The organism is Serratia sp. Je.1.23.a (assembly GCF_051129805.1).
Lineage (GTDB): Bacteria > Pseudomonadota > Gammaproteobacteria > Enterobacterales > Enterobacteriaceae > Serratia > Serratia liquefaciens.
In genome coordinates, this window is sequence record NZ_JBCPSR010000002.1 from 439,067 (window position 1) to 453,719 (window position 14,653).

Sequence of the window (14,653 nt, forward strand, 5' to 3'; positions counted from 1 at the left end):
ACAGCCTCCCGGCCGCCGATTACTCTGCGATAAATTTTGTCACATTTATCAACGGGTAAACGAGGGGCAGTGGGTGAGAAAAATAAAAAACAAGGCAATCAAACCTTTACAAAAGCGGCTGGTTACGCTGGCGATCGCCTGTGCCGTGGGGCTGGCATTTAGCGTGCAGGCGGAAACCTTGGCGGAAGGTATTACCCCGGCCAGCGATGCCAGCCTGGTGCCGGCGGCGGCCAAGTTGCGTAAAGACACCGTGGTGGCCGGTATTCTTGAACCTCAGGGTAACTTCAATCCCTATCTGTTCAGCAATGGCTGGGATGAGAACGTCACCGACGTGATCTTTACCCGGCTGATTGGTCTGGACAGCCAAGGCAAGCCGGTGGCGCGGCTGGCAGAGTCCTGGCAGGTCAGCCCGGACAACCGGGTCTACACCATTAAACTGCGGCCTAATCTGGTCAACAGCGACGGCTCGCCAATCAAGGCCGAAGATATTGCCTTTACCCTGACGCTGCTGCATGACCCGGCCTATGACGGAGAGACCGACATTACTCCGGCGCACATTCAGGGCGGGGCAGAGTACAAGAATGGAACTGCCCCCAGCATCAGCGGGCTAAAGGTGATCGACGATCGTACGCTTCAAATCACCACCACCCAGCCGGGGGCGACTACGCTACAGCTGATCGGCGGGCCGGTGCTGTCGAAAGCCTATTACGGCAAGGAGTACCAGCGCGGTAAGCTGGACAGCGTGCGTGCGCTGAACGGCAAGCCGTTAGGCAATGGCCCTTATATTTACGACAAATACGTGCCGGGTCAGGAGATCCGTTTTCACGCCAACCCGAACTTCTATCTCGGTAAGCCAGCGGTGGCGCGTTTTATTTACCGCGTGACCAACCCCTCTACCAACTTCCAGCTGTTCCAGACCGGTGAAACCGACTACGACGCCTTTACTTCCAAACCGGATGATATTGAACAGCTGAAGCTGCTCGGCTTCGCCAATATCAATTTGTACAGCTCGAGCGACTACAGCCGGGTGGATTTCAACTTTAAACGCCCGGCACTGCAGGATGCGCGTGTGCGTCAGGCGCTGATTTACGGGCTGGATCGGCAAAAGCTGATCACCGTGGTCTACCAGGGTTACGGTTCGGTCGCCAATCAGCCGATCTCACCCGTATCCTGGGCTTATGATCCCAAGGGGATCAACCCCTATGCTTACGATGTCAACAAAGCCAAGCAACTGCTGGATCAGGCCGGTTGGAAACCGGAAGCGGACGGCATTCGCCAGAAGGACGGCAAAAAGCTGGAGCTGACGCTGTTGGTGACCAAAAAGCTGATTAACGACGCGCTGGTGCCGATTGCCAAAGATAACTATCGGCAGATTGGCGTGCTGTTGAAGCCGCAGGTGCTGGATTTCAATGCGCTGCTGGCGCAACGCAAGGCCGGTAATTACGATCTGGCGTCGCTCAGTACCAGCGGGCTGAATGATCCGCACGACGGGGTACGCGATTTCATCAGTCAGGTCAGTGAAACCGGCTATAGCAATCCGCAGGTGGACAAGCTGATTGGCGAGGCTAACGCCACGCTGGACATCGAGCAGCGTAAGCCGCTGTATCACCATTTGTATCAGGTGCTGGCTGAAGATCCGCCGGTGATCCTGTTGGGGAACCGTAAAGTGCTCAGCGCCAGCAGCGCACGCGTCACCGGCTTTAAACCGGACGTATACAACGGCCTGACCGGCAGCCTGCCAGACGTCAAGATCGCTCAGTAACGGTAAGGCACCGCTGCGCCGGTTTGGGCAGCGGTGACGGAAAACACCATGAGAAATTTTATCCTGCGCCGCTTGCTGCAAACCCTTCCGATGATGCTGCTGGCATCGCTGCTGATTTTCTTTATTTTCGCACTGACCCCCGGCGACTTTATCGACGGCAACATCAACCTGACGCCGCAGCGCGCGGCTGAGCTGCGGGCGCTGTACGGGCTGGATCAGCCGTTATTCAGCCGCTATCTGCACTGGCTCGGTCAACTGCTGCAGGGCGATCTCGGTTTCTCGCTGCAATACCAGATCCCGGTCAGTACCTTGTTGAACCAGTACATCTGGAACTCCTTCCTGCTGGCGTCGGTGGCGCTGGTACTGTACTGGGGCATTGCGCTGGCGGTAGGTGTCGCCTCGGCGATGAAACCCTATTCGCTGTTCGATCATCTGGTGACCGTGGCGGTGTTCGGCGCTATGTCGTTTCCTACCTTTTTCCTGTGTCTGTTGCTGATCAAATGGTTCGCCGTCGATCTGCACTGGCTGCCTGCGGGTGGCATGCTGCGCACCGGTAGCGAAGCCAGCGGATTGGCGTGGGCACTGGACGTGGCGGCGCACCTGTTGCTGCCGGTGCTGGCGTTGGTGATGCTGCAGGCCGGCACCCTGACGCGCTATTTCCGCGCCAGCATGCTGGACGTGATCCGCATGGATTATATCCGTACCGCACGCGCCAAGGGGCTGAAGGAAAAGACCGTCATCCTGCGGCATGCGCTGCGTAATGCGCTGTTACCGATCATCACCTTGTTGGGTTTTGAGCTACCCGCGCTGTTTTCCGGTGCGCTGATCACCGAAAAAATCTTCAACTGGCCGGGCGCCGGGCACATCCATCTCGATTCGCTGGCGGCGCGCGACTACCCGGTCTTGATGGGCTTTACGCTGTTTCTGGCGGTATTGACCATTTTAGGCAATCTGCTGGCGGACATTTTGTACGCCTATGCCGACCCGCGCATTCGTTTGAGGTAACTATGTTGGCATCCTTGTTTTTCGGGCGTCGTCGCCGTTGGCGGCAAGCGCAACTCCCGGCGCTGGCGCAGCTATCGCCACCGCCGACCGCCCAGGCCTGGCAGCGGTTGCGGCGTCACCGCCTGGCGATGATTTCACTGCTGCTGTTGGTGTTGATGGCGGTGCTGTGCCTGTTCGGCCCGATGCTGTCGCCCTGGCAGGACGATGCCGGCGATGCGTTGAGTATCAATCAGGCACCCGGCGCGCAACACTGGCTGGGCACCGATTTTCTCGGTCGCGATATTTATACCCGCCTGCTGCTGGCGGGGCGTATTTCGCTGACCATTGGCCTGGTGTCGATGCTGTTGTCAGTCACGCTCGGCTACCTGCTGGGGGCGCTGTCCGGCTATCTTGGCGGCGTAGTGGATAAGCTGATTATGCGCTTTGCCGATCTGTTGATGACCATTCCCAGCCTGCCGCTGCTGATCATCATGGGAGCGATGCTGTCGGAGCTGGACGTTTCGCCGGACTACCGTATTTACATGGTGATGATCATGCTCAGCCTGCTGGGTTGGCCGTCGCTGGCGCGGCTGGTGCGTGGGCAAATTTTGTCGTTGCGCGAGCGTGACTTCATGCTGGCCACTGAGGTGCTGGGGTTATCCACCCGGCGGCGTATCTTCGGCCACCTGCTGCCCAATACCATTCCGATCCTGGTGGTGGTGGCCACCATGGGCGTCGCTAATGCCATTCTCAGTGAATCGGCCCTGAGCTATCTGGGGTTGGGCGTAGTGCCGCCAATGCCGTCGTGGGGCAACATGATGGACGCCGCCAACAGCCTGATCGATTTTCAACGCCGCCCCTGGCTGTGGATGCCGCCGGGGTTGGCGATTTTCATCACCGTGGTGGCGATTAATATTCTCGGCGACGGCCTGCGAGACGCGCTTGATCCAAAAATGAACGGGGTAAGACGATGAGCCAACCGCTGGTGGCCTTTAATCAACTGTCGGTAGCCTTCCAGGGCGAACAAGGGCGGGTGCGGGCGGTGCAACAGGTGAGTTTTGACCTTTATGCCGGACAAACGCTGGGGGTCGTCGGTGAGTCCGGCTGCGGTAAAAGCGTGACCGCGATGGCGCTGATGGGGCTGTTGCCGCAACCGCTGGCGCAAATCGACGGCGGTGAAATCCATTTCGACGGCCAGGACTTGCTGAAACTGCGGCCGCAACAGATGGCCGATTTACGCGGTAACCGTTTGGCGATGATCTTTCAGGAGCCGATGAGCGCGCTGAACCCGGTGCTGACCATCGGCGAGCAGTTGGTTGAGCCACTAATCCGCCATCGGGGGACTGCGCCAAAAGCGGCCTGGCGGGAGGCCACGGCGCTGATTACCGAGGTCGGACTGGCACGCGCCGAACAGCTGATGACCAGCTATCCGCATCAGCTTTCCGGTGGCATGCTGCAGCGCATCATGATCGCCATGGCCATCAGTTGCCGGCCGGCGTTGCTGATTGCCGACGAACCCACTACCGCATTGGATGTCACCGTGCAGGCGCAAATTCTGGCGCTGCTGCGCGAGCAGGCGCGTAAGCACAATATGGCGATGATGCTGATTACTCACGATCTCGGGGTGATTGCCCAGATGGCGGATCGGCTGGTGGTGATGTACGCCGGGCGTATTGTCGAGCAGGGTGCCACGCATGAAGTGCTGGCCAACCCGCAGCATCCTTACACTCAGGGATTGATGGCCTCGCGGCCGGTGGCGGGGCAGCGGCGGCGGCGGTTGTATTCGATCCCCGGTCAGGTGCCCGATCTGACCAGTTTGCCGGACTACTGCGCCTTTGCCGAACGCTGTGACAAAGCGAGCGCCCGCTGCCGTGACGGTATCCCGCCATTGTATGGCGATCGGCGGCGGCAATCCGCCTGTTTCCTGAATGCCGGGGGGCGTATTCATGTTGGCTGAACCCTTGGTGGAGGTAAAAGGGCTGAAGAAATATTTCCCGCTGCGTGAAGGGCTATTCGGTCAGACTACCGGGCAACTGCGGGCGGTGGATGATGTCAGCTTCAGCATTCGCCGGGGAACGGTTTTTGGCCTGGTGGGGGAGTCCGGCAGCGGTAAAACCACCGTAGGCCGAACCCTGCTGGGGCTGCATGAAAAGACCGACGGTGAGGTACTGTTCAAAGGACAGGCGTTAGATGCGCTCAGCGCCCGCGAGCGGCGCGCGATGCGCCCGAAGATGCAACTGGTGTTTCAAGACCCGTACAGCTCTCTGAATCCGAGAATGCGGGTAGGCGATGCGATTGGCGAAGCGCTGTTGCAGCACGGTTTGGCGCAAAAGAGCGAGCTGTGAGATCGGGTGATAGACACGCTGGAAATCTGCGGGTTGTCGGCACAGCATTACGGGCGCTTCCCGCACGAGTTTTCCGGCGGCCAGCGCCAGCGCATCGGCGTAGCCCGCGCGCTGATCCTGCAGCCGGAATTTATCGTCGCCGACGAACCGATTTCGGCGCTGGACGTCTCTATTCAGGCGCAGATCATCAACCTGTTTTCCGATCTTCAGGAACAGCAGGGGGTGACTTTCCTGTTTATTTCGCACGATCTTGGGGTGGTGGAGCATCTGTGTCAGGACGTAGCGGTAATGTACCTCGGGCAGGTTGTCGAAAGCGCCGATCGCGATGCGCTGTTTCGTCGGCCGCTGCACCCTTACACTCAGGCACTGTTGGCCGCGGTACCCAGTTTGGATCCGCACCGTCAGCCGCAGGCGATGGCCCGGGGAGAATTACCTGACCCTGCCCAACCGCCGCAGGGCTGTCGCTTTCACACTCGCTGTCCGCAGGCCACTGCGCAATGCCGGGAACAGGCCCCGGCATTGCGGCAGGTAGCGGCAGGACATCGGGTGGCCTGCCATTATGTCGGCTGAGCTTAGGCCAGATAATGTTTTAGCGCACGCCCGGCCTGATGGATGGCCGAGTGCACCGCCGGGACTTCTGCGATCGCGTTGAGCAAGCCATAGTCGTGGATCAGCCCGTTATAACGGGTGGAGGTGACTTCGACTCCGGCGGCATTGAGCAGGCGGGCGTAGGCTTCGCCTTCGTCGCGCAGCACGTCCAGCTCGGCGGTTTGCACCAGCGCCGGTGGCAGGCCTTTCAACTGTTCCAGCGTGGCGTTAAGCGGCGAGGCGTAGATCTCTTTGCGCTGGGCTTTATCGGTGGTGTAGTGGTCCCAGAACCATTTCATCATATTGCGGGTGAGGAAATAGCCTTCGCCGAACTGGTGGTAAGACTCGGTATCGAAATTGGCGTGGGTCACTGGCCATAGCAGGATCTGGCTGCGCAGGGCAGGCGTGCCTTTATCTTTCGCCATCAGGCTGACCACCGCCGCGATATTGCCGCCGGCGCTGTTGCCGACGACCGCCAGACGTGAACCGTCAACGTTGATTTTCTCGCCGTACTCGGCCACCCATTCGGTCGCTGCGTAGGCCTGATTGATGGCGACAGGGTAAGGGGCTTCCGGCGATCGGGTGTAGTTAACGAACACCGCCGCTGCGCCGGAGCTGTGGACCAGATCGCGCACCAGCCGTTCGTGGGTCGGGAAGTCCCCCAACACCCAGCCGCCGCCGTGGAAGAACATGAATACCGGCAGCTTCTCCTTTACTTTGGCCGGCCGCACGATGTGCAACAGGATATCCTGGCCATCGACGTGAATGGTTTTTTCGCTGATTTCGACTTCACGCAGAGGGACTTCGGTACCGCTTTGCAGGCCCTCCATCACCTTACGCGCTTCTTTCGGCTTCAACTGCTCCAGGGGGTTGGCGTCACTGGAGTTCAGCGCATCAAGAAAGGTACGGATATCGTGCTGTGCTGCAGGCTGGGTGAGATCAACAGTTTTCTTGGACATCTTGATTCCTCTGGCACAGGGGGATGAAATCTTCTGGTGAGATCACAGTGTAGTAGAACAATGTCCCTGTGGGCTTAGTGGTGTGTGCCCTGTCGGAAAAGGCGCGTCACGCCACGCTTTTCACCGCTTCGGTTTGACTTTTCAGGTGGGCAGCGATATTTTTTAATCACCATGGAACACGTGTTCCATTGATGCGAATGACCGGTCATCACCGGTGCCTTTCTTTTAGCGCTGAACGCCGTGCGGGAAACATAACCCTATGATTGTGATTGCAAACTCTGAAGGACATCCGGGTATCGGTCTGTCTGCCGAACGGTTACGACAGGGGCAGAATGGCCTGCGTGCCATCGTTGAGGGTATCAAGCTGGTGGAGCTGGACCCGAGCGTACGTACGGTGGGTTTCGGCGGCTGGCCCAACGTGCTGGGTGAGATGGAGCTGGACGCTTCGGTGATGGACGGCGACAGCTTGCGCACCGGTGCGGTGGGAGCGTTGCAAGGCTATCTGCATCCGGTGGAAGTCGCTTATCGGGTAATGGAAGATCTTAACCATGAAATCCTGGTGGGCGCCGGAGCGGCACGTTTCGCCGCTGAGATCGGCGCGTTGGCGGGTGACAACCTGATTGCCGACTCCAAGCGTGTCTGGTGGGAAAAACTGGAGCAGGCGATGGACGCCGAACAGCTTCGCAACTGGCCGAATATCCCACTGGCAGGGCTGTCCAACAATGCCACCGATCCAGAACGGGTGCGCGACACCACGGTATTTTTAGCCATGGATGGTGGGCGCACGCTCAGCGCGGCGACGTCAACGTCAGGCTGGGCGTGGAAATACCCGGGGCGACTGGGGGACAGCCCGATCATCGGCAGCGGCTCCTATGCCGACAGCCGTTATGGCGCCTGTGCCTGTACCCACACCGGGGAAATGACCATTCGCTGCGGCACCAGCCGCGCAGTGGTGCTGTATATGAAGATGGGCATGACGCTGGAACAGGCGGTGTACGAGGCCATCGAGGATTTGAATTACCTGAAAGATGGCTATACCGAAGGGGTGACTATTCACGCCATCGATAAGGACGGAAAGCATAAGGTCGTCAGCCTTAACTGCCCGGGCCCAATTCAGTATTGGCTGTGGCAGAGCGGTATGGCGGCGCCGGAATTGCGCGACGCGGAGATTATAACCACCCGTTGACCCGCGGCTCTGTGGTTTATGGAAGGGGCGCGGCATGCTGCGCCCAATAGCATCATCAATGCGTTAAATTGGGCCGAACAGGCTCACCCCTACCGGTTTAGCAAGACGCGCGAACCACCAACTCGGTGGGAATGGTGATCTGCTGCGGCGCAGCCTGGGGGCTTCCGCTGCGCAGTTCGACCAGCCGAACGATGGCGGCGATCATTGCGTCCATATCGCGGCGTACCGACGTGAGTTGGTAACTCGGCCAGGCTGCCATCGGGATATCGTCGAAGCCGTAAACCGCGACGTCCTGAGGGATCTGCAGCGAAGTGTGCAAACGAATATAGTCCATCACCCCCATCGCCATGGAATCAGCGGTGCAGAAAATGGCCTGCGGAGCCGGAAGCGCGTCCAGCAGCTGCGGCGCGAGGTTAAAGCCGCTCAGGTAGCTGTAGTCGCCGCTCAGCTGCGCGACAATCTCTAACTGCTGCTGTGCGGCATGAGCCAGAAAGGTTTGCTGGCGCAGCTGTTCGCCGTGGGCGCTGCTGCGGCCACCGAGCAGCGCCACGCGGCGTTGACCCTTTTGCGCCATCAGTGCAGCCAGCTGTTGCAGGCTGGGTGACTCATCGGCGTTGAGAGCGTCGCACAGGGCGTCGCCCGCCAAACCGTTGAGCATAATGGGCGTAGCGATGCGAAACAGATCTTTTGCTGCACGCGCGCTGATGTTGTCGGCGAACACCACGGCAGAATCGACATGATAAGAGATGGTTTGCTTCAGGTAGTTGGCCGGATCGTCAATGCCTTCCAGGCGGATCATCACCGCCTGCCGGTTGCTTTTCTGCAGTTGTTCAACCAGACGATCGAAAAACTCCAGGTCAGACAAATCGTGAAAGTGGTTCACCACCAGCGCGACAAAGCCGGTTTTGCCGCTGTGCAGGCTCTGGGCGATGGCGTCTGGCGCATAGCCTAACTGACTGGCGACGCGCATCACCAGATCGCGGTTTTTTTGCGAGACCCGGCCCTGATTGGAAAAGGCGCGAGACACCACGGTGCGTGAAACGCCGGCCACGCGGGCGACATCGTGAGAGGTGACTTTTTTCATCGGCATACGGCAGCTACTCAGCGGAAAACGGGGCGCTGCGGCAGAGGCACGCAGCGGCGATATGGTCTCACAGAATGTCGGCCGGCAACACTGTTTCCCCGCTTTGAGCTACCCGTTGACCGCTATGCGGATCAAAAAAGTGCAGGGCGGCGATATCCAGCGTAATGGCCAGCGGCTGGCCCTGGGCATACTGCAGCTGGGCGTGCTGTTTGACGATGTACTGCGCACCGTTGTCACCCTGTACGAACAGGTTGCTCTCAGCGCCCAGATTTTCACTGTACACCAGTGTTCCACTCAAGTGGGGTTCTGCTCGTGGCGCGCTGATGCTGCACGCTTCCGGACGACAGCCCAGCGTCAGCCAGTCGCCTCCTCTTGCTGCCAGCGCCGGGAATTCGGCGGCGCTCAAGGGCAGCAGCAAACCAGAGTCGCCCTGCAATACGATCTGCTCGCCCTGCACCAGAACCTGCACGTCAAACAGGTTCATCTGCGGCGAACCGATAAACTCGGCGACAAAGCGATTAACCGGGCGATGATAAAGATCCAGCGGTGTACCGATCTGCTGCACTTTCCCCTGATTCATGATGACCACTTTGTCCGCCATGGTCATGGCTTCCACCTGATCGTGGGTGACGTAAATGATGGTCGCACCGATCGCCTTATGCAGTGCAGACAACTCCTGACGCATGCGGTTGCGCAGTTTGGCATCGAGGTTGGAGAGCGGTTCGTCAAACAGAAATACCTTGGGCCGCCGAACAATCGCCCGGCCCAACGCCACGCGCTGACGCTGACCACCGGAAAGCTGGCCGGGTTTGACCTTCAGGAATTCCGTCAGGTGCAGCATTTCGGCCACGACGGCAATCTGCGTGGCAATCTCCGCTTTGGCCATTCCTTTGATTTTCAAAGACAGCGCCATGTTTTCATAGACGGTCATATGCGGGTACAGCGCATAGCTCTGGAAAACCATGGCGATATCACGGTATTTGGGCAGCACCTCGTTCATGCGTTCGCCGTCGATCAACAGTTCGCCGGAGGAGAGGGTTTCCAGCCCGGCTATCATCCGCAGCGTGGTGGACTTGCCGCAGCCGGACGGGCCGAGCAGCACCACAAACTCACCTTTCTCTACCTGCAGATTCACGTCGCTGGCGGCCTGGTAACCGTTGTCATAGCGTTTGTTGATATCAACCAGTTCTACGTAAGCCATCATTCGCACTCCGTCTGGGCAAGCAGGGCACTCAATCGCGCCAGCAGCAGCACGCCGAATGAGGACGCGCCGTTGGCGTACAGCTTGCGGTGCGGCATATCGGTAGACATGGCGGCAATATCCAGGTGCGCCCAGCGCTGGCCCGGCTGCACGAACTCGCCGATAAAGGTCGCCGCTACGCACGGGCTGCCGTGCGGATCTTCACCGCCGTGACGGTAATCGGCAAATTCAGACTTCAATACCCCGCGATACCAGCCGCCGTGCGGCATTGGCCACACTGGCTCGGCGCTGGCCTTGCCCGCCTGGGTGACCTGCGCCAGAAAGTCGTCGTCGTTACCCATCATGGCCGCATACTCCTTGCCCAGCGCCACGCCTGCGCCGCCGGTCAGGGTGGCGATATCGAGTAAAAAGTCGGGCTGGAAGCGCTGCTGGGCATAGCTGATGACGTCCGCCAGCACCATGCGGCCTTCGGCGTCGGTTGAAATGATTTCCACCGACTTGCCGTTGTGCATGGTCACCACGTCGCCGGGGCGCTGTGCGCGGGAGGAGGGCATGTTTTCTACCAGGCCGCACAGGCCAATCACGCGGATCGGCAGTTGCAGCGCGTCGATGATACGCAGGGCGCCCACCACCGCAGCCGCACCGCCCATGTCGAACTTCATGGTGCTCATGCGTGCCGCACCTTTGATGCTGATGCCACCGCTGTCGAAGGTGACACCTTTACCCACCAGCGCCAGAGTATGGCGTGCGTTGGCGGGATGGTGATCGAGGATCAGTAATTGCGATGCGCGGGCGCTGCCTTGACCAACGCCCAGCAGGCCACCGAAGCCAAGCTGCGCCATCTGCTCTTCATCCAGCACCTCTTGGCGCACATGAGTAAAGGGCAATTGCGCGACGGCCGCCACGAAGCTTTGCGGATAGAGAATATTGGCCGGCTTATTCATCAGCTCACGTCCGATGATCACGCCCTCGGCATGCAGATTGGCCCAGTCGCACAGCGCCTGCGTTGTCGCATCATGGCTGGCTAACGGCTGGGTCGGATCGGTCAGCGTAGCGCTGGCATGATGCTGGTAGCGATAAGCGCCCAGACGCAGGCCGAACAGCAACCAGCGCCAGGTTTCTGTACTGGCCGATGAGCCTTCATCCAGTGTCAGACGCAGGTGCTGCAACCCGAAGTGTTTTTGCCCGGCGGCGATACCGGCACCGGCATCCTGTAGGGCTGCGGGAGTCAGGGCAGGGCCGATATTGAGCGCAAAACGGCCGTCACCCAGCAGATAAAGCACGCCGACGGCGGCCTGTTGCAGGCCGGCATTTTGCAGCGTTACCGGCAGTGAATCGTCCGCAGCGGAAAACAGGATGATTTGCTGGCGCGCCGCAGTGTCGTTTTTAATGTAAATATCAATGAATTGCATAAGGTTACCCTTTGACCGCCCCACGGGTGAGGCTTTCCATCATTTGTTTGGACGAGAAGATAAAGGCGATCAGCAGTGGGACGATCGCCAGGAAACTGCCGGTCATCACCAGGTTCCACGGTGTGGCGGTAGCGCCGCTCAGGCTGCGCAGTACCAGTTGGAGAATTTGCTTGTCCGGCGACTGTAATGCCACCAGCGGCAACATAAAGTTGTTCCAGGTATCGACTACCACCACGATCGCTACCGTCAGCAGCGCCGGGCGCATCAGCGGCAGGCCGATACGCAAAAATATCTGCAGTTCATTCAGACCGTCCATGCGTGCACTGTCGAGTATTTCGCTGGGCAGTGAGGAACTGACGTATTGCCGCACCAGGAAAATCCCGAAGATATTCACCCCGGCGGGCAGCCAGACGGCGGCAAACTGGTCGAGCAGGCCAACGCTTTTAATCACGAAGAAGTAGGGCACCAGGTTGACCACGCTGGGCACCATCATGGTCAACATGAGGGTGGTGAATAACACCTTTTTGCCCTTGAACTGATAGACGCTGAAGGCGTAGCCCGCCGCGGCGGAAACCAACACGCTGGTCAGGGTGGCCATGGCGGTGACATACAGAGTGTTGAGCAGCGAGCGGGTGAAAGGCACCTGTTGCTCCAGCCCTCGGTAGTTTTCCAGCAGGTGGCTGCCGAAGCGCAGCGACATGCCCATGATGCTGCGGGTGTCCTGCGTCGCCAGCAACGCCGACCAATAGAACGGGAACAGCGACAGCGAGGCGAACAGCGATACCAACAGGTAAATCACCAGCTTGCCGGTGTCGAAACGGCGGCCCTCAGCGATCATTTTTGAGTCCTCCACGGTTGCCGAAACCCCAAAACACCAGCGCGCTCACCAGCGCAATCAGCAGGAACAGGATCCAGGAGATAGCCGAAGCGGTGCCCATATCCAGATAGGACCAGCCGGTCTTGTACACGTACATCGACACCGTCAGGCCGCTGTTGTCGACGCCGCCGGTGCCCTGCGTCAGGATCATGGGCTCATTGAACAGCTGCATGTTGCCGATCAGCGTCATCAGCGTGGCGAAGAAGATAAAGGGCGCCAGCAGCGGCAGCGCGATGTAGCGGAATTTTTGCCAGCGGCCAGCACCGTCCAGCTCGATCGCTTCGTACAGGTCGGGCGAAATAGAGGCCAGACCGGTCATGTAAATCACCGTATTGATACCGGTGAACTTCCAGGTCACCTGATTGGCGATGGTGAAGCGGATCCAGTCGCTGTCAAAGAAGTTGATCGGCAACGCGGCGGCCAGCGCGCTCAGGTGCAGCTTGGCGGCCAATCCGCTTAACAGCTCGTTGACCATGCCGACCGGCGAGAACAGGTTGAACACGATCAGGCTGACGGCGACGGAAGAGGTGATGTAGGGCAGGAAGATCGCCGCCTTCAAAAAACGCCTGCCGCGCACGATGATGTGCAGCAGCGAATAAGCCAGTGTGATGGCGAACAGATGTTGGCACAGGCCGGACACCAACGTGATTTTAATGGTGTTGACCAGCGACACCCAGAAGGCGTCATCGGTGAAGGCATAGTAAAAGTTATCCAGCCCGACAAACTTCATCGAACTCAGGCCTTTTACCGGGTTCCAGGATTGGAATGAGAGAAACGCCGAGAAGAAGATCGGGAAGGCGTTGAACACCGCAAACAGCAGCATGAACGGCAGCAGCAGCAGGTAGGCGGTGCGGTGATCGTGCAGCAGCCCTTTGAAAAATCGCTTACGCATAGACTCCCCGAACCGACGGAAAACGAAAAAAGGCGGCCGGTAAGCCGCCGCAGTCTGATGATTACAGGGCGCGCATCCGCCGCTCCAGCAGCTTATTGGCATCGCGCAGAGTGCTGTCGATGTCCTGATGCTGCACCAGGATCTTCTTCGCCGCTTCGTTGAGAATTTCGTTGGCGATATTGTCTTCCGGTGAGGAAGCTACGGGCTTGAGGTCCGGCACCAGGCTGGCGTAATAGCGCATCGAGTGTTGACCGCCGAGAATGCTGCTGGGCGTATCGAAGTAAGGCGCGTTATATACGTCGAGGCGCGCAGGCAAGGTGCCGGCGGTTTTCGCGGCGTCGATCACTACGTCACGCTGCATAAAGTATTGAATGAACTGCCAGGCCGCCTGGGAATTCTTGCTTTGCTTGGGGATCACCAGCGTGGTGCCGCCTGCGTTGACCTTGATATTGCCCGGCACGCCCGTCACCCGCCACAGACCGGCTTTCGCACCGTCCGGATCCAGTTCCTGCTCGATGCGGCCTTCGTCCCACGGGCCATCGATATCGGCGAACAGTTTCCCCTGCCGGTACAGTTTGATGTATTCCTGCGAGTTGGTGGAGCCGTCCAGGGAGGCTGCCAGCCCTTTGTCATACAGCGTTTTGATTACCGTCATCAGCTGTTTGATTTGCGGTGAATCCAAGTTGGGCTTGCCATCTTTGGTGTATACCGGCTTACCCGGCTCACTGTTCATGCCTACCACCAGCGGATTGATCAGGCTGGTGGCCGCCGGCAGCAGATAGGCGCCTTGCTCTTTTTTCAGCTTCTCACCGAAGGCGATAAAGCTGTCCCAGCTTTGGGTGATGTCCTCAATCTTTACACCCGCTTTCTGAACCATGTCGTTACGGTAGATCATGATCACCGGCCCGGTGTCGTAAGGCACGCCATAGATATTGCCGTCATTACCCTTAGCCAGGCTGATCATCGAAGGATCGAACTGCCAGCCCTGGCTATCAATGCTGAACGGCGGGGCGCTCAGGTTATTCAGGCCGCCGGAGTTGGCGAAGCTGCCGAGTTTGATGGTGCTGACGCTGAAGATATCGGCGGCGCCCTGGCCAACGGCCAACGCGGTGGTCAGCTTTTGATGACAGTCGGCGAAGCCGCATTTGATCGACTGCACCTGAATGTCCGGATGCGCCGCCTCAAAGTCTTTAATCACTTTGTTGATGTAATCAGTGGGCAAATAGTTGGCGAAGGTAATGCTGGTGTTGGCACTGGCGGAAAGGGGCAGGCCCAGCAGCACGGCCAGTGCGACCCCGGTGATTCTTTTATTATTACGCAAGCAGACTTGAGCCATGATAACCCCGATCCTGTGCAGTCGATG

12 protein-coding genes and 1 pseudogene are annotated in these 14,653 nt (G+C 59.0%); 6 read left to right on the forward strand and 7 right to left on the reverse strand.

Annotation, left to right across the window (positions count from 1 at the left end; genetic code table 11):
- Positions 1 to 73 precede the first annotated feature (73 nt).
- From AAZT04_RS09810 to AAZT04_RS09830, 5 genes and pseudogenes are all read left to right on the forward strand, one after another.
- The gene (locus tag AAZT04_RS09810; RefSeq protein WP_129982707.1) at positions 74 to 1,762 is read left to right on the forward strand and encodes an ABC transporter substrate-binding protein; all 1,689 of its coding nucleotides are present in this window, start codon (positions 74 to 76) and stop codon (positions 1,760 to 1,762) included.
- A 48-nt stretch (positions 1,763 to 1,810) separates the two neighbouring features.
- On the forward strand, positions 1,811 to 2,767 hold the full coding sequence (locus AAZT04_RS09815; protein ID WP_020827419.1) for an ABC transporter permease: 957 nt from the start codon (positions 1,811 to 1,813) through the stop codon (positions 2,765 to 2,767).
- A 2-nt stretch (positions 2,768 to 2,769) separates the two neighbouring features.
- On the forward strand, positions 2,770 to 3,720 hold the full coding sequence (opp4C, locus tag AAZT04_RS09820; protein WP_128864738.1) for an oligopeptide ABC transporter permease: 951 nt from the start codon (positions 2,770 to 2,772) through the stop codon (positions 3,718 to 3,720).
- Positions 3,717 to 4,703 (forward strand): ABC transporter ATP-binding protein, encoded by a 987-nt coding sequence (locus tag AAZT04_RS09825; RefSeq protein WP_116690290.1) that lies wholly within the window; start codon positions 3,717 to 3,719, stop codon positions 4,701 to 4,703. Before opp4C ends, AAZT04_RS09825 begins: the two co-directional genes overlap by 4 nt.
- Positions 4,693 to 5,661 (forward strand): annotated as a pseudogene (locus AAZT04_RS09830) (ABC transporter ATP-binding protein). The gene AAZT04_RS09825 and the pseudogene AAZT04_RS09830 overlap by 11 nt, the downstream one beginning before the upstream one ends.
- A gap of 2 nt (positions 5,662 to 5,663) precedes the next feature.
- Here the strand turns inward: AAZT04_RS09830 and AAZT04_RS09835 are convergent.
- The gene (locus AAZT04_RS09835) at positions 5,664 to 6,638 is read right to left on the reverse strand and encodes an alpha/beta hydrolase (protein WP_129982709.1); all 975 of its coding nucleotides are present in this window, start codon (positions 6,636 to 6,638) and stop codon (positions 5,664 to 5,666) included.
- A 259-nt stretch (positions 6,639 to 6,897) separates the two neighbouring features.
- Between AAZT04_RS09835 and AAZT04_RS09840 the strand changes: the two genes are divergently transcribed.
- A complete protein-coding gene (locus AAZT04_RS09840) occupies positions 6,898 to 7,824 on the forward strand; it encodes a N(4)-(beta-N-acetylglucosaminyl)-L-asparaginase (RefSeq protein WP_129982710.1) in 927 nt (308 codons plus the stop codon).
- A gap of 97 nt (positions 7,825 to 7,921) precedes the next feature.
- Here the strand turns inward: AAZT04_RS09840 and AAZT04_RS09845 are convergent, their stop codons facing one another.
- The 6 genes from AAZT04_RS09845 to AAZT04_RS09870 all read right to left on the reverse strand — a co-directional run bounded on the left by AAZT04_RS09845 (position 7,922) and on the right by AAZT04_RS09870 (position 14,626).
- The gene (locus AAZT04_RS09845) at positions 7,922 to 8,914 is read right to left on the reverse strand and encodes a LacI family DNA-binding transcriptional regulator (RefSeq protein ID WP_129982711.1); all 993 of its coding nucleotides are present in this window, start codon (positions 8,912 to 8,914) and stop codon (positions 7,922 to 7,924) included.
- 61 nt (positions 8,915 to 8,975) lie between these two features.
- Positions 8,976 to 10,109, reverse strand: a complete 1,134-nt coding sequence (locus AAZT04_RS09850; RefSeq protein ID WP_129983080.1) for an ABC transporter ATP-binding protein — start codon at positions 10,107 to 10,109, stop codon at positions 8,976 to 8,978.
- Positions 10,109 to 11,521: a leucyl aminopeptidase family protein gene (locus AAZT04_RS09855; protein WP_434679878.1), complete on the reverse strand. Its 1,413-nt coding sequence runs from the start codon at positions 11,519 to 11,521 to the stop codon at positions 10,109 to 10,111. The genes AAZT04_RS09850 and AAZT04_RS09855 overlap by 1 nt, the downstream gene beginning before the upstream one ends.
- Before the next feature lie 4 nt (positions 11,522 to 11,525).
- Positions 11,526 to 12,359 (reverse strand): carbohydrate ABC transporter permease, encoded by an 834-nt coding sequence (locus AAZT04_RS09860; RefSeq protein WP_020827410.1) that lies wholly within the window; start codon positions 12,357 to 12,359, stop codon positions 11,526 to 11,528.
- A complete protein-coding gene (locus AAZT04_RS09865) occupies positions 12,349 to 13,290 on the reverse strand; it encodes a carbohydrate ABC transporter permease (protein ID WP_046373311.1) in 942 nt (313 codons plus the stop codon). The genes AAZT04_RS09860 and AAZT04_RS09865 overlap by 11 nt, the downstream gene beginning before the upstream one ends.
- Positions 13,291 to 13,351: 61 nt before the next feature.
- On the reverse strand, positions 13,352 to 14,626 hold the full coding sequence (locus AAZT04_RS09870; protein WP_434679881.1) for an ABC transporter substrate-binding protein: 1,275 nt from the start codon (positions 14,624 to 14,626) through the stop codon (positions 13,352 to 13,354).
- Between the last annotated feature and the right edge of the window lie 27 nt (positions 14,627 to 14,653).